This is a genomic window from Candidatus Poriferisodalis sp. (assembly GCF_965208485.1).
Lineage (GTDB): Bacteria > Actinomycetota > Acidimicrobiia > Acidimicrobiales > Poriferisodalaceae > Poriferisodalis.
In genome coordinates, this window is record NZ_OZ242344.1 from 3,262,480 (window position 1) to 3,281,314 (window position 18,835).

At 68.3% G+C, this 18,835-nt stretch carries 17 protein-coding genes and 1 pseudogene; 12 read left to right on the plus strand and 6 right to left on the minus strand.

All coding sequences use genetic code 11. The features are described 5' to 3' along the window. Positions 1-23 precede the first annotated feature (23 nt). Entirely contained in the window at positions 24-182 is a 159-nt protein-coding gene (locus tag ACOGXQ_RS15180) for a hypothetical protein (protein WP_419944459.1), read from the plus strand. Positions 183-224: 42 nt separating this feature from the next. Next, positions 225-1,097, plus strand: coding sequence for a CoA transferase (locus tag ACOGXQ_RS15185; RefSeq protein ID WP_419944460.1), 873 nt, complete (start codon positions 225-227; stop codon positions 1,095-1,097). A gap of 164 nt (positions 1,098-1,261) precedes the next feature. Here the strand turns inward: ACOGXQ_RS15185 and ACOGXQ_RS15190 are convergent, their stop codons facing one another. Beyond that, the gene (locus tag ACOGXQ_RS15190; RefSeq protein ID WP_419944461.1) at positions 1,262-2,227 is read right to left on the minus strand and encodes a SirB1 family protein; all 966 of its coding nucleotides are present in this window, start codon (positions 2,225-2,227) and stop codon (positions 1,262-1,264) included. A gap of 57 nt (positions 2,228-2,284) precedes the next feature. On the opposite strand from ACOGXQ_RS15190, the gene ACOGXQ_RS15195 reads away from it, so the two are divergent. Genes ACOGXQ_RS15195 through ACOGXQ_RS15205 form a run of 3 tightly spaced genes read left to right on the plus strand, consistent with a single transcriptional unit; the run spans position 2,285 to position 6,055 of the window. Further along, positions 2,285-3,019, plus strand: coding sequence for a glycerophosphodiester phosphodiesterase family protein (locus ACOGXQ_RS15195; RefSeq protein WP_419944462.1), 735 nt, complete (start codon positions 2,285-2,287; stop codon positions 3,017-3,019). After that, positions 3,016-4,422 (plus strand): FAD-binding oxidoreductase, encoded by a 1,407-nt coding sequence (locus tag ACOGXQ_RS15200; RefSeq protein WP_419944463.1) that lies wholly within the window; start codon positions 3,016-3,018, stop codon positions 4,420-4,422. Before ACOGXQ_RS15195 ends, ACOGXQ_RS15200 begins: the two co-directional genes overlap by 4 nt. 34 nt (positions 4,423-4,456) lie before the next feature. Then, positions 4,457-6,055, plus strand: a complete 1,599-nt coding sequence (locus ACOGXQ_RS15205) for a gamma-glutamyltransferase (RefSeq protein ID WP_419944464.1) — start codon at positions 4,457-4,459, stop codon at positions 6,053-6,055. On the opposite strand, the gene ACOGXQ_RS15210 is transcribed toward ACOGXQ_RS15205, so the two are convergent. From ACOGXQ_RS15210 to ACOGXQ_RS15220, 3 genes are all read right to left on the minus strand, one after another. Next, positions 6,056-8,191, minus strand: coding sequence for a VanW family protein (locus tag ACOGXQ_RS15210; protein ID WP_419944465.1), 2,136 nt, complete (start codon positions 8,189-8,191; stop codon positions 6,056-6,058). A 20-nt stretch (positions 8,192-8,211) separates the two neighbouring features. Beyond that, positions 8,212-8,646 carry a hypothetical protein gene (locus ACOGXQ_RS15215; protein WP_419944466.1) on the minus strand — a complete coding sequence of 145 codons (435 nt, stop codon included), beginning with the start codon at positions 8,644-8,646 and terminating at the stop codon, positions 8,212-8,214. A gap of 64 nt (positions 8,647-8,710) precedes the next feature. Continuing rightward, complete coding sequence (locus ACOGXQ_RS15220; protein ID WP_419944467.1) at positions 8,711-9,313, minus strand: hypothetical protein; 603 nt, start codon at positions 9,311-9,313, stop codon at positions 8,711-8,713. A gap of 423 nt (positions 9,314-9,736) precedes the next feature. Between ACOGXQ_RS15220 and ACOGXQ_RS15225 the strand changes: the two genes are divergently transcribed. The 4 genes and pseudogenes from ACOGXQ_RS15225 (at position 9,737) to ACOGXQ_RS15240 (ending at position 13,554) form a co-directional block, all read left to right on the plus strand. Beyond that, positions 9,737-9,961: a hypothetical protein gene (locus ACOGXQ_RS15225; RefSeq protein WP_419944468.1), complete on the plus strand. Its 225-nt coding sequence runs from the start codon at positions 9,737-9,739 to the stop codon at positions 9,959-9,961. 267 nt (positions 9,962-10,228) lie between these two features. Further along, positions 10,229-10,420: pseudogene (locus tag ACOGXQ_RS15230) on the plus strand (IS982 family transposase); the annotation flags it as partial. A 172-nt stretch (positions 10,421-10,592) separates the two neighbouring features. Next, a complete protein-coding gene (locus tag ACOGXQ_RS15235; protein WP_419944469.1) occupies positions 10,593-12,068 on the plus strand; it encodes a D-alanyl-D-alanine carboxypeptidase family protein in 1,476 nt (491 codons plus the stop codon). A 28-nt stretch (positions 12,069-12,096) separates the two neighbouring features. Then, the gene (locus tag ACOGXQ_RS15240; RefSeq protein WP_419944470.1) at positions 12,097-13,554 is read left to right on the plus strand and encodes an LCP family protein; all 1,458 of its coding nucleotides are present in this window, start codon (positions 12,097-12,099) and stop codon (positions 13,552-13,554) included. A 48-nt stretch (positions 13,555-13,602) separates the two neighbouring features. On the opposite strand, the gene ACOGXQ_RS15245 is transcribed toward ACOGXQ_RS15240, so the two are convergent. Next, on the minus strand, positions 13,603-14,139 hold the full coding sequence (locus ACOGXQ_RS15245; RefSeq protein WP_419944471.1) for a diguanylate cyclase: 537 nt from the start codon (positions 14,137-14,139) through the stop codon (positions 13,603-13,605). Positions 14,140-14,287: 148 nt separating this feature from the next. On the opposite strand from ACOGXQ_RS15245, the gene ACOGXQ_RS15250 reads away from it, so the two are divergent. Continuing rightward, on the plus strand, positions 14,288-15,136 hold the full coding sequence (locus ACOGXQ_RS15250) for a fumarylacetoacetate hydrolase family protein (protein WP_419944472.1): 849 nt from the start codon (positions 14,288-14,290) through the stop codon (positions 15,134-15,136). Positions 15,137-15,236: 100 nt separating this feature from the next. Then, positions 15,237-16,151: a DNA-3-methyladenine glycosylase family protein gene (locus tag ACOGXQ_RS15255; RefSeq protein WP_419944473.1), complete on the plus strand. Its 915-nt coding sequence runs from the start codon at positions 15,237-15,239 to the stop codon at positions 16,149-16,151. Between the two features lie 67 nt (positions 16,152-16,218). Here the strand turns inward: ACOGXQ_RS15255 and ACOGXQ_RS15260 are convergent, their stop codons facing one another. Then, a complete protein-coding gene (locus ACOGXQ_RS15260; protein WP_419944474.1) occupies positions 16,219-18,009 on the minus strand; it encodes an acyclic terpene utilization AtuA family protein in 1,791 nt (596 codons plus the stop codon). Between the two features lie 135 nt (positions 18,010-18,144). Here ACOGXQ_RS15260 and ACOGXQ_RS15265 point away from each other — a divergent pair, with 135 nt between their 5' ends. Further along, positions 18,145-18,834 carry an alpha/beta fold hydrolase gene (locus tag ACOGXQ_RS15265; protein WP_419944475.1) on the plus strand — a complete coding sequence of 230 codons (690 nt, stop codon included), beginning with the start codon at positions 18,145-18,147 and terminating at the stop codon, positions 18,832-18,834. Position 18,835 lies beyond the last annotated feature (1 nt).

Genomic DNA, 18,835 nt, shown 5'->3' on the forward strand with positions numbered 1-18,835 from the left:
CGGTCGCTTCCGTGCCGTCAGGCGTGGAATCGAACTCGAACCACGTCACCGAGGTGCTGCCGCACGGCTTCCGCCGCCTTCGTTATGCCGCAGCGGTTGACCGGGCGATTATTGGCGAGTCCCCGCCGTCGGTGTTGAATGGCAGGGCGCTGCCGGGCGCCGGCAGTGCGTCGTCGGACTGAGCTCGGTCCCCGCGTCGATGCTTGGTCTCGTCGCCGGGGCTCGTGGCCCGCTGTCGGCATGCAGGCACAGCGGGCGTTAGCTTCGCGGCGAAGCTGACGCCGTATCGGATACTCGATCTCACCGACCACCGGGGCGCGATGTGCTCCGCCATCCTGGGTTCGCTCGGCGCCGAGGTGATCCTCGTCGAAGGACCTGATGGCCGGGGGCGCCGCCGCCGCAGTCATGAACCTGACGGCAGGTCGCTCGAATGGTGGGCGCTGCGCCGGGGTGCGCGGAGCTGCGTCATCCATGATCGCAACGAGCTGTTGGAACTCGTCGCGGGTGCCGATGCGGTGATCGAATCGCCCGACCCCGGCCTGGGTCTCGACCACGACGAACTGCGCACGATCAATCCCGGCCTCGTGCACACCACGATCACCGCGTTCGGCAGCACCGGCCCGAAGACCGACTGGGCAGCGTCGGACCTCACCATCGCGGCGTCGGCATGCAGCGCCGCCATCACCGGCGATGCGGATCGGGCGCCGCTGCGCATCACGGCGCCGCAGAGCTGGCTGCACGCCGGTTCGCACGGGGCGGTGTACCCATGCGATCCCGGTGACGCAGACCCTGCCAACCCGCTCGAACCGCCGGACCCATGGGTGGCGATCGTCTGCGAGACCGAGCACCACTGGGAATCACTGTGCGAGGTCCTCGAAGCCGACGGTCATGCAGTTCCCGCCGAGCTCGCCGGCCTGGACGCACCAGGACGTGTTGCGCGCAGCGACGACATCGACGCCGTCGTCGGCGCCTGGGCCGCCGCACGCACCCCCGCCGAAACCGAGGCCGCCTTGCAGGCTGCAGGCATCCCCGCTCACGCCAACCAGAACGGGCTGGGTTGCCTCGTCGATCCGCAGCTCAACCACCGCGGCCACTGACGACACATCCCAGCCCACGAGATGTCGATCTGATGACGCATCACGCTCTCCATGACACCACTGCGCGTCACCCTATTGGGCCTCTTCGCCGGTGGCGTTCCCGTCTGTCAATGGTCACCCATGTTCGCAGGGAGGTGTGACTGAAGGAGATTCGACGAGTTCGGTCAGTTGAGCTGAGCCCATAGGCGCAGCGCCGCGTTGTTGAGCTGATCTGCCGCAGACCCGCCGAACCGCTCTGCGGCGGCCTCCAGCGTGCGTGCGCCCTCGTCGGGACGCCCCAAGGCTGACAGCGCCTGTCCGAGCCGGATGAACTCGGGCGGCGGGCAGTCCGGCAGTCGCGTGAGCAGCTCCAGGACGGCCAGTATCGAGGGCGCGCCGGGCTGGCGCATGTGCAGGGTGCGCAAGTTGTTCAGCATCCGCAGCAGGATCTGCGGCGCCGGGGTCGGTGCGAGCAACGAGTCATCGAAGGAGTGACGCGACTCGAATCTCTTGAAGATCTGCTGCGCGCCAACGCGGTCAACGAGGCGGCCGTCAAAGGCGTCGATGAACATGCCGGGATGCGGCGTGCCGACCAGGAAGTGCCCGGGCATTCCGACGCCATGCAGCTCGAGTCCCGCACGGCGAGCCACCTCGATGGTCACGACGGCGAGCGTGATCGGGATGCCCAGCCGCCGTGAGACCACCAAGTCCAAATAGCTGTTGGCCGGATCGGCGAAACGTCCCCGGTTCGGGCCGAAGCCCTCTTTGGCAAAGAGCAGATCTAGGACCGCCTCGGGGATCGGTTCGCGCACGGCAGCGCCAAGACGGTCCAGTTCAGCCAGAGTTGCGGCAGGGCCGACATCGCCACCACGGCAGTGCGCTGCAATGGCCAAGGCCGCTTGGTCCAGCGGAACCGGATCGCACGCCACCAATTCCGAGAAGGCATCCAACGGCGCGGCAGCGGTGGCAGCAGCATCGGCGTCACCGTGGGCGGCCGCAGGGTCTGTGCTGGGGTGATCGTCTGGCCCTGCGTCGCCGTCAAAGTCCGAGGAAGGCGGCATCGCCACGACGGTACCGGCGATGCCTCGCTGGTTGATCGGGTTGGCGGCGATACTTGCGCTGTGACCTCGGTGCACCCCTTCCTGGACCATCGTGGGCCAGCGCCGATCGCGCACCGGGGCGGCAGCGCCATGTGGCCGCAGAACACGATGGCTGCGTTCGAGGGAGCGGTCCGACTCGGCTACCGCTTCCTGGAGACCGATGTGCAGGCCACGTCGGACGGCGTGCTGGCGGTGTTTCATGACCACGACTTGACGCCGGTCTCAAGCGGCCGGGGACAGATCTCGGAGATGACCTGGGCCGAAGTGAGCCATGCTCGCGTCGGCGGGGAGCCGATCCCCCGGCTCGAGGAATTGCTGGATGCGTTCGACGACGTGCGGATCAGCATCGATCCCAAGACTGACACGTCGGTGGAACCGCTCATCGCGGCGCTGCGGCGTCCCGGCGTGCTCGATCGCGTCTGTGTCGGCTCGTTCTCCGACAACCGCTTGGCCCGCATGGACGAGGCACTCGGCGACGCGGTCTGTCTCAGCTTCAGCCCTCGCGAGATCGCCCGGCTGCGGGTGCTGAGCGCCTCTCCCTTGCGGAAGGCCCGCACGCTCCGCAGGCGGGACCGGCCCTTCCGCGGACGCATCGCCTCCATCCCGCTACGGCAGGGCGTGATCCCGCTCGCCACGCGCCGCCTTGTCGAATTCGCGCATCGCTCGGGGATTGCCGTGTACGCCTGGATCATCGACGATCCTGCCGAAATGCAGCGGCTGCTGGACCTCGGCATCGACGGCATCATGACCGATGAGCCGAAGGTACTGACAGAGGTCATGGCCGCACGCGGCCTGTGGCCCCCGGCTGCAGACGGACCACCGGCAGAAGGGGCTCTGACATGACCGGCGGCGCGATCATCGGGGCCGTTATCGACCGGCTGATCGGCATCGTCGGCGACGCCCACGTGCTGCGCGATCCCGATGTCACAGCGGGCTATTCGACCGATTGGACTCGGCGCTTCGTCGGATCGACCCCGCTCGTGGTGCGCCCGGCCGACACCGCCCAGACCGCTGCGGTGATAGAGGTGCTGGCGGCCGCAGGCATTGCGGTGGTCCCCCAAGGCGGCAACACCGGCTTGGTGGGCGGCAGCGTGCCGCTTCGAGGCGAGACGGTGCTGTCCATGCGGCGACTCTCCGAGTGCGAGCCGACCGACGAGCTTGCCGCCCAAGTCACCGTCGGGGCCGGCGCCACGCTCGCCGATGTCCAGGCCCACGTCGCCCCGAGCGGCTTGAGCGTCGGCGTGGATCTCGCAGCGCGGGATTCGGCGACGATCGGCGGGATGGTCGCCACCAACGCCGGCGGCATCAACGTGCTGCGGTACGGCGCCATGCGCGCCCAAGTGGTCGGCATCGAGGCAGTGCTGGCGAGCGGCGCGATCGTCAGCCATCTGTCCGGCTTGGAGAAGGACAACACCGGCTACGACCTCGGCAGCCTGCTGGCCGGCAGCGAAGGCACCTTGGGAGTCATCACCCGGGTCCGGCTTCGGCTGCACCCCACCCAGACCGAGTGCGCCACGGCGCTGTTGGCGTTCGACTCCGCCCAGGACGCGGTGGCCGCTGCCGCCGCGCTGCGGCGCAGCGTCAGCTCGTTGCACGCGCTCGAAGCAGTCTTCGACTCTGCGATGGCGCTCGTGTCGGCGCATCTCGGCGTGGCACCGCCGGTGGGCAGCGTGGGCGACGGCGCCACCGGAGCGGCGTGGCTCGTTGCCGAAGCCGCCGCTCGTTCCGATCCCAGCGACGAGCTCGGCGAGGCCGTGGCGGACCTGGAGGCTCTCGTCACCGACGCAGCGGTGGCGCTCGAACCTGCCGCACGGCAGCGCCTGTGGGCATTCCGCGAGAACGTCACCGAAGCGATCTCCGCGGCGGGCATCCCGCACAAGCTGGACGTGACACTGCCGGCCGCTCAGCTTGCCGAATTCACCGAAGGCGTGCCCGGCGTCGTCCGGGCAGCCGATCCAGGGGCCCAGCCGCTGCTGTTCGGCCATCTCGGCGACGGCAACGTGCATGTCAACGTGCTCGGCCCTGCCGGGGCGGAGCCAGCCGAGAGCGTGGACGATGCCGTGCTGCACTACGTGGCCTCCCTCGGCGGGAGCATCTCGGCCGAGCACGGCATCGGCACGGCCAAGCTGTCCCAGCTGCATCTCAACCGCACCCCAGCGGAGCTGGCAGCGTTCAGCGCCATCAAGCAGGCCCTCGACCCGGACCGGATGCTCAACCCGAACGTGCTGCTGCCGCAGCCGGGTTGACGCATCGGGGCGACTCGGGTCTACCGTTCGATCCATGAGCCGCTCCCGCCCGCAGGTACCGTTCGCGACCCGCTACGCCCGCAGCGGCATGGTGTGCAGTGTCGATCATCTTGCGAGCGACGCCGGGGTGACGCTGCTGCGGGCCGGCGGCGCCGCAGCAGACGCAGCAGTGGCCGCATCCGCCGTGCTCGCAGTCACCACCCAGCACATGTGCGGTATGGGAGGCGACCTGTGGGCGCTGGTCCACCACGCACCGGGGCAGCCGCCCGCGGCGCTCAACGCCAGCGGCCGAGCCGGCAGCGGTGCCGATGCCTCCAGGCTGCGCGCCGAGGGCCGCACCCGGATGCGCTTCCGTTCCGACATCCGCAGCGTCCCTGTGCCGGGATGCGTCGACGGGTGGCTGGCCCTGCACGAACGGTTCGGGCGCGCACCGCTGTCGGAAGTGCTGGCCGCCGCCATCGACCTCGCAGACGGCGGCTTTCCCCTGTCGCCGCACGGGGCCGCAGCCACGTCGTTGCTCGAAGGCGCCGCCAACTCCGGGGACTATCCGGCCCCGAGCCGGCCAGGCGACCTCATCCGGCGCCCCGGAGCAGCAACCGCCTTGCGGGAGATCATCGACGGCGGGCGGGAGGCCTACTACGAAGGCGACTTCGGGCGCGACCTCATCGAGCTGGGCTGCGGCGAGTACAGCGCCGGCGACTTGGCTCGCTCGCAGGCGGACTGGGTGACGCCGCTGTGCGCCTCGGCGTGGGGCCACACGATCTGGACGGTTCCTCCCAACTCGCAGGGTTACCTGACCCTGGCCGGTGCATGGATTGCCGACGGCCTGGACCTGCCTGCCGATCCCGACGAGCCGCTGTTCGCTCACCTGCTGGCCGAGGCCGCCAAGCAGGCAGGGTGGGACCGACCCGAAGTCCTGCACGACAGCGCAGACGGCGACGCGCTGATCTCGCCCGGCCGGCTGGCGGCGCGCCGGTCGGCGATCTCGCCGGATGCCGCTTCGCCGCTCGGCGCGGGAATCAGCACCGGCGACACGATGTATCTGGCGGCAGTCGACGCCGGACGCATGGGCGTCTCGCTCATCCAATCGAACGCGTCGGGCTGGGGCGTGGGGCTGTGGACCCCGACGCACCGGATCAGCCTGCACAACCGCGGCATCGGGTTCAGCCTCGACGAGAGTCATCCGGCCGAGTACGGACCTGGCCGCCGACCGCCGCACACGCTGGCGCCGGCACTCGTCCAGCGAACCGACGGCACCCTGGGTGCGGTGGTGGGCACGATGGGCGGCGACGCCCAGCCCCAAGTCCTGCTGCAGGTGCTCGCCCGCTCGCTCGCCCTCGGCGAAGAGCCCGCGCAGGCCATCGGCGCGGGACGCTGGCGCTGGGGGGCGGCCGCCGGAACCGGCTTCGACACATGGGCTGACCCCGCGAACCTGGAGCTGCGCATCGAGGGACACGCCGCTTGGGCCACGGCGGACGCGCTTGCCGATCTGGGACAGCGAGGCCACCGCGCGGGCGCCGACGGAGCGCACGACAACTCCTTCGGGCACGCCCACCTCATCGAAGTCCACGACGGCGTGCTCGCCGGCGCCGCCGATCCACGAGCCTTGACCGGTTCAGCCGCCGGCTACTGATCAGCTCGCTGAGCCGTCTGCGTTGGCATCATCGTCGTCAGGCAACTCGTCCTGTGAGTCTCCGGAGATCTCGGATTCGTCGCTGTCCGGTGCCTCACTGCCGGAACCAGCCTCGCCGTCGGGTGACTCGTCTTGTCGAGCGAGAGCTTCGAGGTCGACCCCAAGGCAGGGGTCGTCGGGATAGCGAGGCTCGCCGGTGTCGCGTTCTCCGGGCTTTTCGGTGCATTCGAGCGGCGGGCACTCCACGATGGTGCCGTCGGCGCGCTCGCTGCCATCGTCGACCACCTCCACCTCCACCTCCGCCTCGGCATCGTCGGTCGGCTTCGGCATACCGACCGGCAGCCGACCGTCTTGCCCGGGCGGTGACGACGCGAGCAACGGATCGATGCACTGTCTGGGCACTGAGCGGGCGCCATCGCAATTGCGTCCTTGCTCGGGCCGGTACCGCGCCCAGAACGTGTCCAGTTCGACCTGACCGCCTGCGAATGCACGCGTCACCTCTGTCCGGACGCGTCGGCAGAAGTCCCGCATTTCCTCCTCGGACTCTGAGATCGTCACCTCGACGTTGCTGGTCGAGTACAGGTCCACGGTGATCGAGGTGTCGGTGTAGGACGGCCAGATCAACACGCCATGGGGCGTGGGGTTGGTGAAGCGCAGATCGGGCTTGGGATAGGAGATCGTCGGATCGAGTCCATAGGGGTAGCGGCTGAGATACAGCGAATGCATCTGGTACTCGTCGATGGTCATGCCTGCCCGAATGAGGGCATTGAAGATCGTCGTGGCGAACTGCGACACCCCGCCACCGATGTCGTCGATGACGACGCCGTGCTCGATGAAGCCGCCTTCCACGAATCCCTTCGCCTCGGTGCGGCGGCCGACATGTCCGTTCAGCGACAGACTCCGGCCCGGCCCGACCACAACGCCGCGCATCAGGTCAGCGAAGCGCTGGATGTTGGTCACGCGGGACTCGCAGCACGCATGCCCGGTCGTGAACGTCGCCACGAGCTCGACCATCCCGAGCGACTCCAAGTACGCCTGAGCCTCGCGGCTCACTGCCGGACGTGACGGCAATGCGACCGGACTCTCGACACGAGACGCCAACGCCTCGACGACCATCGCTCCCGCCGTGTCCGCGCAGCACGCCGCGCCGCCGTCATTCGCCATCGCTCTCGGCACGCCATCCACCACTTCCATCTCCGCCGCAGCGAACGGGGCAGACTGCGCCGCGAAGATCTCTTCGAGGTAGCGAACGACTGCCGACTCATCCAGGGTGACGACCGGGGGCGATGCCTCGTAATCCAGGATCAGCCAGTCCGCAATCGTCTCGAGCGTCAGTTCGCGGGACTCGTCTTGGTAAGACACGACGAGACTGCGCCCGTATCGCTCCTGGGCCTCGTCTGTCGCCTGCCCGAGTTCGGTTGCGCTGGCAGGGAGTTCGGCTCTTTCGATGTCTGCCTCGATCTCCATCCGGCTGAGCGAGGCGGCAATGCCCTCGAGAACCTCATCCACGACAGCGTCTGCGTCGACAGCCCCGCCGGGCTCACCCAGCGAGACAGCAAGGGTGCTGTCGACGACGATGACCGACGGCGGCGTCGCGGTCAGCTCCAGCTCAAAGGCGCTGCCGAGCACAGCGTGAGCCGCCGACCGCTCGACACGGTACCAGCGTTCGGAAAACTGCGGATCCGTCGGCAGCGCGGACCATCCCGGCATCGACGCGCTCTCGGCGTCAGCGTCCGCAGACCGCCGCCGCTTGACGGCGTCGAAGGTGGCGCCGATGTCAAGCGCGATGCCGAGGTCGGCCATCGTCAGGCGCGCTTCCCCGACCTCAGTACGCACCACGACGGGAGTGCCCGCCAACTCTGCGGCAAGCCTGGCGATGCGAAGCCGCAGTTCGCCAGAACTTACCCCAGTCGGCGTGGCGGCCTCAGTGGTCGGTACGACTGCCGGTCCCTGGGTGGCGGCCGGCCCGTCAGTTGTCACCGGTGGCGTCGAGACAGGAGCATCACGCGGATCCCCGGACACGACAGCGACTGCTGCAGCGATCACTGCAACCAAAATCGCCGCCGCCGCGCTGACGATCGACCACTTCGAAGCCCGCGACGGCCAGCGCACGATGCGAAAGCGTACGGGTCGCACTGCACTCGCCGCCTTCAGCCTCAGAGGTTCTCAGGGGGAGTCCGCCGCCGCTGCAACGGCGCGATGTCGACCAATGAAGCGGCGATGCCGATCTCGCCCGGCATCCATCCGTGAGCGATCACCAGCGCAGAGACCAGCCAGGAGGGCACGCGTCGCGCTGCGTCGGCTTGGGTGCTGATGGCATCGTCCCCCGCCACACGCGTCACGAACGAAGCGGGCGCGATCCGAACGATCTCGTCTTCGATCGCCGGATGCAACGTGCGGGCGCCGCCGACCAGCAGCACCCGCTCAGGCTGGCGTTGCGCGACCTCCGCAGCGGTGGCATCGCCCAGCCTGCCTGCGCCGGAGTACAGGACCGCATGTGCTTGCCCGGCCGCCACCAAGGACGCCGCAGTGCCGATGTCAGACGCCGACGCCCGGTGTCGTTGCGCGCTCCACCTGCGTGGTCGTCGCAAGGGTGTAGGTGATTCCGGCAGGGGAAGTACGAACAAGGGAGTACATGCTCTGGCGACGCTGCGTTCAACGAGGGGATTCCAACAGCCAGGAACCGCAGGCATCGGTCTCGAAGTACTCGCCCTCGTCGAGTTCGACTCGCCTGCCCCACGCGTCTCCGAAGTGGGTCGTGATCACAGCATCGAGCGCACCGCTGAGATCGCTGACCGTCGCGTAGTAGCAGGCGGAACCGGTCCCGGTTGCGACATAGCGGCCAGGTGTCACGTCGGTGCCCACCAGGTACATGCCGTCGCGCTGCATCCGCTCCGGCAGGCGCGCGCTCGACAACACCTCCGGCTGAGCGGCTGGCAGCTGCTCGGGCTCCATGGCGATGTCGTGGCGTTGCGGGCGCGCGCTCGGCAACACCTCCGGCTGAGCGGCTGGCGCCAGCTCGACATCGGCGACGGTGGCGAGCTGGGACTGCTCAGCGGGCGCCGGCAGCGGTCCCCACTGTGCTGCACCGAACCAGCCGATCCCCACGCCGAGCGCGAGCACCGATCCGAGTGTCACCCACGACCGGTGTCGGCGTCTCGGGGCGTCAGGCGGGCGTCTCAGCTCGATGTCGTTGCGGATAGACGGATCCGACGCGGCAGACGCTGCGCGGAGTTCACTGCCGATGGTGCGTCGCACTCCGCAGGATCGTAGTACCGGCTGCAGCGCCCTCAACGAGACCGTCCCTTGCGTGACGTCGGCTGCGTGATCTCACAGAGCACTGATCGCCGCTCGAACGGCGGTCGCACGGCCTCGTCGCCTACATCGCAGACATCTCCGACAAGGACACGCAAACCGGGTCCGACGCCGATGCCGAATCAGTCATTCGCGGGTTCAGTTCCGCGGGCTATCGCGTTGCTTCACTGGTCCCAGCGGCTAGCCAGGCTGTGCAGTCTCGACTCAGTTGGTTGCCACGCAGCGGGTTCCTGCGGGCGGCTGGCTGCGCGGGCGGGCTGCCGCCGTCGTTCAGCATCGCCCCGGTCACCGGCTACCGCGTCCGCTGGGGTCCGTGCGCTGCGCCATTCTCGGATCTCGGGGAAGCCGTCGTGGAGTCCGCCTCCCATGTCATCGGCAGGGAGGACCTGCAGAAAGCTCTCGAGTTCACCCCTGACCTACACGATCACCGGACTCGACGCCCGCGTCGACTACACGGTGCGCGTCGCCGCAGTCCGCGTCGACGACCCCGACACCGTCGACGGCTCGACTGTGTTCGCCGACACAGCATTCGCCGACGACGACGGCCACGACCGGATCGCCGAGACCACCGCAACCGTGCCCGCATCCTGAACCCCGCCGCATTCCGAACTCCGGCGACGACGACCAGCCCCTCGGGCATCACCGCGTCCGCTTCTGCCCAAGCGACCAGCCGCTGCTTCGAGCACCGCGCGACCAGCCGGTTCGCCGCAGGCCTCGTCGAAATGGCAGGGAACGCCACGGCCTCTCATGTCCGGGGGCACGTTCGGTCAGTCGGGGGCGAAGCCGGCGCCTTCGTCGAAGTCGAATTCGCGGGTGTTCTCGTCGACTCCTCCGCCCCGCTGCGCCAGACCATCGAATCGCCAGACCATCGAATCAGTCGACAACACCCTCAAAACCCACCTCAGCCTCGAACGCCACCGCGGACGCACCCCGCCCGGCGCCGCCGAGCGCATCCCCACCCGAATCCTCGCCCTCACTACCGCCATCTGGCACAACCAGACAACCCACCAGCCCGGCCCCGCGCGCTCACTCGTCGCCTACGACCGCTAACCCTTGAAACCAGCCAACTAGTGCCGTGTCAAGCAACCTTCGCTGTGGCGGGGATCGCTGGAGGGCCTGCTCGCAGGCGAAGCGACGGCGCCAGCAACCGCGCAAACGTTTGCTGACGCGGCACTAGCTTGCATCTGTGGGCCGCAGATCCACTCGACGAACAACTGGGCGAGTGGCAGCTGCGGCGCTCGCCGTTCTCACCGCGCTTGCGTCGCTGCCGGCAGGCGCTGCCACCGGCCCGGATCGAGGTTCGAGCGTTCGGACCCTGTCCTATCCCGGCGACCTGCCGCTCAACGACTCACGTGCTGTGACGCCCCGCGTCGGGGCGTCGTTCAGCCACGACGCAACCCGTGAAGCAATCCGGCGCGCGACCCTCGACATCGGCGTGGCGTACTGGGCCACAGAACTCAGGCATGAGCCGAATCTCAACGGTCTGTCAGTGCACTATGCACCGCCGCCGCGCCGCAACGAGGAATCCGGCGATTCGGCGCTGTCTCGCTTGGTCAGTCTTGCCAGCCGCCGTCGACTCAGCGCAGCAGACGCGTGGCAGCAGCATGTGATGCACTTGCTGGCACACGACGCGGGCTGTCCTGTCGGCCCTGAGCCGCAAAGGTGCCCAAGAATGCAGCCTCAGCTGGTTCCGCGCTTCGATCCCGCGTCCGACGGCGCCACCGAACTGCAAGCGGACAGCCGAACCCGCGGCACTGCCGTGAATGCGTTCGACTTTCTCAATGTCGCGTTCGAGATCGATGCGTGGAGGCCGGCCGGGGTCCACCCCATGCTTGCCGAGGCGGCACGCAACAGCGCCGCTGTCATGCGGCTGCGCACTGCGTCGCACCAGCACCCGTGCGGCGTGACCGCGCTGTGGGTCGTGGCGGCGGTCACCGCTGACATTCCGGAGATCACCCGCATCAGCTATGGCGAATGGCACCGATCCGACAGCGTCGTCGAACTGCGGTCGGTCACCCGAAACGCGTCCGTGAGAGGTTGCCGCGCTGCTGCAGCGCTGTCGGAGCGGTACGTCCGACTCGGCGTCGAGGCGCCCGCGTGGCCCTTCTGGGAGCGGCACCTCGTGGAGGCCCTGTCCGCCACGGCAGCAACGGGCATCGCCGACACGCTTGACCGGATGACCGCAGGCTCGCTCAGATCGGTACCGAGATCGCCGCTGCCTGAGGGCGCGCCTGCGCTGACGCCGTACCGGGCCTGCGATCATCTGCCACGGGTGCTCCCGTTCTCGGAGACCGTCATCGTCAGAGGATTCAGAGTGGCGCCTTGCCTTGCTGACTCGCTGCGAGCACTGCTCGACGCAGCGTCTGCTGACGGCATCGTGCTCAAGGGCTGGGGCTGGCGATCCACGCTCACTCAGATCCGGTTGCGTCGCCAGTACTGCCCGCTGCCCCCGGCCAGCTCGGAGCGGTACTGGCTGCAGTTGTCGCTCATGGAGTCAAACAAGTGCTCGCCGCCTGTCGCCAGACCGAGATCGTCGATGCATGAGAGCGGACGCGCCGTCGACTTCACCTGCGGCGTCAACGGCATCGCTCTGCGTCCAGGAGTCTCCTGCTTCACATGGCTGTCGGCCAACGCCCACCGCTATGGCATGTACAACTTCGTCCTCGAACCGTGGCACTGGTCTACCAATGGCCGCTGAGACACTGAGGCTGAGACGGTAAGGCCCGATGGTTAACCCGCGGCGAGAGGTCCGGGGACGACACCCGCTGACCGCAGCGGCGCTTTCGGCCGTCCTGCCAGGCTTCGGTCACTTCGGGTACAACAACCGTCGCGCCTATGCGCTCATCATCACGTCGGTCGCTGCGATGACGGCAGCGGTGGCGTACGTGTCCACGCGCAGTGCGACGACGCTGCTGATCTGGAGCGTGAGTCCGACGCGGCTCCGGCTCGTCATCATCGGTGCCGTGGTGCTGCTCCTGCTCCGCGTCGCCGTTGCGGTCGACGTCTACATGACTGTGTCGAAGATGCGATTGCTGAAAGACCAAGGCGTCCTCCGGCTCTGGTCGGTGGTCAGGATTGCCGCGCTGTCCGCGATCGTCCTCGTGCCTCACGCCTTGGTCATTCAGTACGCCTCGGCACAGCTCCGTTTGCTGACGCGGGTCTTTGCTGCAGCCGAGACGCGGGCAGTCACACCAAGTCCCGTGGTGAGGGTCACCGTCTCGGAGGCTGCGGTACCCACTCCCGCAGCACCGTCGGCGCCGACGCCAGCGCCGAGTCCAGACTCAGTTCCGACGACTGAAGCACTGCCGCAGACATGGGATGGCGCCGAGCGCCTCACCGTCGCCCTGCTCGGCGGCGACGGAGGATTTGACCGTACCGGCGTGCGAACCGACACCATCATCGTCGTCTCCATCGACGCGGACACCGGCGCAGCGGCTGCATTCAACGTCCCTCGCAACTGGCGGCACCTCACCTTCCCCGACGGAACACCTGCGGCCCTGCGCTGGCCCGACGGATATCCGGAGATCGCGAATGAGATCCACGGCCTCGGGCAGAGGTCTCCTGAGCTGTTTCCCGATGTCGAGGATCCGGCTGGCCACGCGATCAAGTCCGCTCTTGCCGAGTTGACCGGCTTGCCGATCCAGTACTACGTGCTCATCGACATGCAAGGACTCGTCAAGGCCATCGACCTGTTCGGCGGCATTGACGTCTACGTCACCGAGGCGATCAACGATCGCATCAGGCCGATAACTGAGGGAGGGTCGCCTATCGATATCGTCGTCGAGCCCGGTGAGCACCACTTCGACGGCCTGACCGCCCTCGGCTATGTGAGGTCTCGCAGGGGCAGCTCGGACTATCACCGCATGACCAGGCAGCGATGCGTGGTCGAAGCCTTGATCGATCAGAACTCTCCGTTGGAGATGCTCCTGAAGTATCCGGCGCTCTCCGACACCGTCTCCAAGCACGTACACACCGACATTCCGCTCGACCGTCTCGACGAGATGCTCGCGCTCAGCCGCACGGTCGACACGTCAAGAATCGTCACCGTCAACTTCATTCCCCCTGAGTTTCCCCGTGGAAGCGCGCCGACCGCCAAGGTACGCGCCGCTGTAGCGCAGGCTCTTCGGGGCACCACGGAGGAGGCCAACGTCTCGTTGGCCGAGAGCTGTCGAGCGCCGACATGAGCCCTGTGATCGACATTGCCGCGAGCAGCAGGGCACAGCGGCGAGGCGTCAGACCCGGGAATCGGCGACTTCGAGACGGGACGGACCCAGCGACCGGGCTACGAACAACGCCGCATGCGCACGGTCGCGCAGGTCTGCGGCTTCCAGCGCGTGCGTGGGATAGCTGGCCACGCCCATCGAGAGCGTCACGCCGGTGTGGTACGAGCGGGCGGCCACCTCGCGCCGCACCCGGTCAGCAGCCCACACGGCGCCGCTGTGCGGCGTGTCGTCGAGGATGGCGGCCAGGATCCCCTCAGTGCAGTAGCAGACGCTGTCGGACTCGCGCAGCGTGCCCCGAACCAGCCGTGCTGCAAGCCGCTGGGCGACGCGTGCTTGGGTGCCGCTGAGCTGGGTCCACCCGTCCACCTCGAAGAAGACGATCGAGAGCGGCTGCAGGGCCCGCCGTGCCAACGCCAGCTTGCGGTCGAGCAGGATCGCGAACACGCGCACATCGGGCAGACCCGTGACCGGGTCGAGCACTGAGTCGAGCACGCCGGGGGTTTCGCTCCCGGCGTCATGGCGAGCCATGACGCGCCAGAGTGTCACTGTTACGCGCTTCGCACAATGCCGGGACCGCAAGATCGCTGCCTTGGCGCCGCTGTCACCGCTGTCACCGCTGTCAATGTGCGCCCCGCTGCAGCGTCGGCGCTGCGGCCGCCACGACCGATGAGCGCCTCCGCTGTAGCGTCGGCGCATGCGCATTGGAAGACATCTTGTGGACGGCCAGCCCGCTCTGGCCGTCGTGACCGACGAGGGAATTGCGACACTCGAATGCGACCACACCGATCTGCCGTCGCTGCTCGCAGCGTGTGACGGCGACGTGGCAGGCGCAGTCGAAGCCATGGCGAGCAGCGGGGTGACGGCGTTCGACGAAGCAGACCTGCTGTCCCCGGTGGGGCGTCCGCCTGCGATCCTCGCCGTCGGTCTCAACTACCGCGCCCATGCGGCCGAGGGCGGCCGCGAGCCCCCGAAAGTGCCCATCATCTTCAACAAGCACCACAACTGCATCGTGGGGCCGGGCGATCCCATTCACCTGCCCGCAGCGGCGCCTGACATGGTGGATTACGAGGGCGAGCTGGCCGTCATCATCGGCCGCACTGCTCGTGCCGTGCCTGCCTCAGAGGCTGCGGACTACATCGCCGGCTACACGATCATGAACGACGTCAGCGTGCGCGACTGGCAGCGACGCAGCCCCACCATGACCATGGGCAAGTCATGGGACACACACGGCCCGTGCGGCCCATGGATGGTCACCAGCGACTCGATCGACCCGCACTCGTGCCGCCTGGTCACCGAGGTGAGCGGCGATGTGCGCCAGGACGCCAACACCGACGACCTCATCTTCGACTGCTACGAGATCGTGGAGCACCTGTCCACGGCGTTCACGCTGGACCCGGGCACGATCATCGCCACAGGGACGCCGGCGGGCGTGGGAGCGTTCACCGATCCTCCCAGCTTGCTGCGCGACGGCGACGAGGTGGCGATCACGATCGAGGGCATCGGCACGCTCGCGAACCCGGTGATCGCGGAGCCGATCGCCTAGCGCCGATGCGATCCGGCACTGTCACGGCCACCAGGCTGAGCCCCGGGCCAGAGCGGCCCGCGAGCGAAGCGAGCTAGAGCGAGAAGCGCAGGGCGAAACCGTGGCTCGATCGCCCGATTTCCGGCAGCGCATCGAGTTCGACCACTCGCTGGACGCCGGCAAGGCGCTGGGGCGAGTCGGCGGCAAGGGCGCGCTGGGTCCCGTGCTGTATGCCGGCCCGGACATCTGGCGCACTCAGGACACACCTGCCGGCGAGGCCACGCTGCGCATCAACCGCAGCGGGCACAGCGCCGAGGTGACGGGATGGGGACCCGGCGCAGCGGAGGCGGCGGCCAGCGTGCCGGCACTGCTCGGCAGCCTCGACGACCCTGCGGCACTCGTCCCCCGCGACGCCGTCGTGGCCCGATGGGTGCGCCGCTGGCCCACACGCAGGCTGACCGCCACCGGCACGGTTTGGGAGCACGTCGTCCCGACCGTCTGCGGCCAGAAGGTGCCGGGGCTGAACGCCCGAAACTCGTGGCAGGGAATCCTGCGGCGCTGGGGTCGCAAGCCGCCAGGTCCCGCACCCGAGGTGCTGCGGCTGCCGCCGACGGCCGATCTGATGGCCTCGCTGGCATACCACGAGTTTCATCGTTTCGATATCGAGCGCCACCGTGCCGAGGCGATCATCGCGTTCGCTCGGCGCGCAGTGACGCTGGAGAGCGTGGCCCGGCATTCACCCCAGGCGGCTCGCGAGCGTCTGCAGACCGTCCGGGGCATCGGCCCGTGGACCGCGTCGATCATCGTGCTGCTCTGCCACGGCGACCCCGACTCGGTCATCGTCGACGATTACCAGATCCCCAGCTACGTCACATGGCACCTGGCCGGCGAACGGCGAGGCGACGACGACCGCATGCTGGAACTGCTCGAGCCGTATCGAGGTCAGCGTGCCCGGGTGCAGGCACTGGCCAAGTCGGCCGGGGCGCCGCCCCGCCACGGGCCGCGGATGGCCCTCCAAGACCTGCGGGGCCGCTAGCGACAGCGAGCAGCACGCCCGCCCCAGCGTCAAGCAGCGTCGAGCGCTGCGGGCTGCGCAGGCTGGCTCAGTCCAGCAGGGCGACCGGGATCTCGACGACCTTGGCTCGCAGGTACTCCCCCAGTGCCTTGGCCTGGGGGTCCTGACGGGTGGACGCCGCCACGCCCTCCTCCAGCAGACCGTGGAAGATGAAGTTGAGGCTCCAGATGTTGGGCAGGTCGTAGCGGTCCACCTTGTGGGCGGACGCCTCTCCCATCAAGGACGCAAGGCGCTCGACGGTCAGAAAATCAGACAGCCACCAGAAGGCCTCGGCCGATCGGGCGAAAATGCCGAGATTGGCGTTGGGTCCCTTGTCGCCCGAGCGGGTGCCGAACAGCGTGCCGAGCGGTACGGCGCTCACCGGACCGCCCGGCGGCTCCAGCCGTTCAGGCGCTGCCGCCCCAACCCGATCGGGCCCAGCTTGGGCGACCGAAACCTCGGGCGGCGTGCTGTCCACCACCGTGCGCCGGCCGTCCACCACGACATTCATCGGGATCAGCTCGGCGTCGACAAGTGCCGGCCAATACACGCCGAACGGCTGGCCCGGACCCGGTCCGCCACCCGTGCCGAACATTCCCGGGATAGAGCACAGTCCGATTTCTGTGCCGGCGTTGGAGAACGCCCGGCCGACTTTGCGTTCGTCAGGGTCCTTCACGATGATCTTGTAGACGGCAACCGCTTCCTCGTTGGTGGCGGGATCCTTCTTGTGCGTGGGCAGGAACTTGCGCACCACGGTCTCGTAGTCGTCCGGACCGTACGGGCACGCCTGCCAGAACTGCCGCTCGATCAGTTCGGCCTTGGCCTCGATGTCGAGCCCGGTCAGCCCGATCGAGATCTGATTGCGGTACCCGCCTTGGTAGTTCATTGCCACCTTGAGGGTGGGCGGGGCCGGCTCGCCCCGGACGCCGCTGATGAGCACGCGGTCGGGTCCGAGCTGAGAGAGCTCGATGGTGTCGAAGCGGCTCACCACATCGGGGTTGAGGTACCGCTCACTCTGGATCTCATACAGCAACTGCGAGGTGACGGTGCCAACCGACACCTCCCCGCCGGTGCCGGCGTGCTTGCCGATCACACTCGAGCCGTCGGCTGCGACTTCGGCCCAGGGGAATCCCGGATAGGTCATGTCGGCAATCTCGGTGAAGAAGCTGTAGTTGCCCCCGGTGGCCTGCCCGCCGCATTCGATGACGTGGCCTGCGACGATCGCGCCGGCCAGCGCATCCCAGTCGTCGCGAGCCCAGCCGTGGTGCCACGCTGCGGGACCGGCCACGACGGCCGCATCGGTCGCCCGGCCGGTGATGACAATGTCGGCGCCCTGGTTGAGAGCCTCGACGATCCCCCAGCAGCCGATGTACGCGTTCGCCGTCACGATGCGGTCGGCCAGCTCCCCGAGGGGCTCACCGGTGTCGAGATGCTCGAAGTCGTTGCCCGATTCGATCAACTCGGCCAGCCGGTCGGTCAGATCGTCGCCGTCCACATACGCGATCGACGGACTCAGGCCCAGCCGATCCGCGACATCGGACACGGCATCGGCGCAGCCCTCCGGGTGGAGACCCCCGGCATTGGAGACGACTTTGATGCCTCGGTCCAAGCAGGTGCCCATCACCTCTTCCATCTGCGCGACGAACGTGCGGGCGTAACCGGCGCCGGGCCGCTTCGCTGCGATGCGCGACAGGATCAGCATCGTCAGCTCGGCGAGCCAGTCGCCCGTGAGGGCATCGATCGGACCGCCGGTGACCATCTCGCGGGCGGCAGAGAGCCGATCCCCGAAGAAACCGCTGCAGTTGGCGATGCGTATGGGGGGTGCAGTCGTCGTGTTCATGGCTCGCGTCTCACGTCTGTGGTCCCGTGCATTGGGGGCGCTCGTACTCGCCGCTGGGACATTCCGTCGGCACAGCGCCCGAGCGCCGAAACAGTACCCCTATCAGTCATTCCCAGTTCTGGCAGACTTCGCGCCATGGCAAACCCTGTGCTTCTGCTTCACGGCTTCACCGGCTCGGTGGCGAGCACCTGGCAGCCCACCGGCATCATGGATCTGCTGGCAGATGGCGGGCGCGAGGTCATCGCCTGGGATTTGCCGGGCCACGGCTCCGCACCCAAGTCTCACGACCCAGACGACTACGCGGGCATGGAGGCAAAGCTGGTCGAGCGGCTGGTCTCGGAGGTGGGTGATCAGACCGTCGACGGCGTGGGCTTCTCGATGGGGTCTCGCACGCTGCTGGTCATGGCGTCGATGGCGCCGGAACGATTCGGCCGTCTGGTGGTCTCGGGCGTCGGCCGCAACCTGTTCGAGCGCGATGACTCCCAGGCAGAGCGCATAGCCCGGGGAGTGTCAGGCGAGGCCCCTGACGATGACGTCCACGCGCAGACCTTCGCCCGCTACGCAGCCGAGCCCGACCAAGACGGACTCGCGCTGGCCGCGTTCATGCGGCGCGAGCACGCGCCGCTGGGATCTGCCCAGTTCGCACGCATCACCCACCCCGTGCGGGTGGTGCTCGGAACCGAGGACTTCGCCGGCCCGGCCGACCCGCTGCTCGACGCACTGGCCGAGGGCGCCTACACCGAACTGCGTGGCTGCGATCACTTCGCGACGCCGAAGAACTTCGGCTTCATCGACGCTGTGATGGAACACCTCGAGGTGTTCTGAA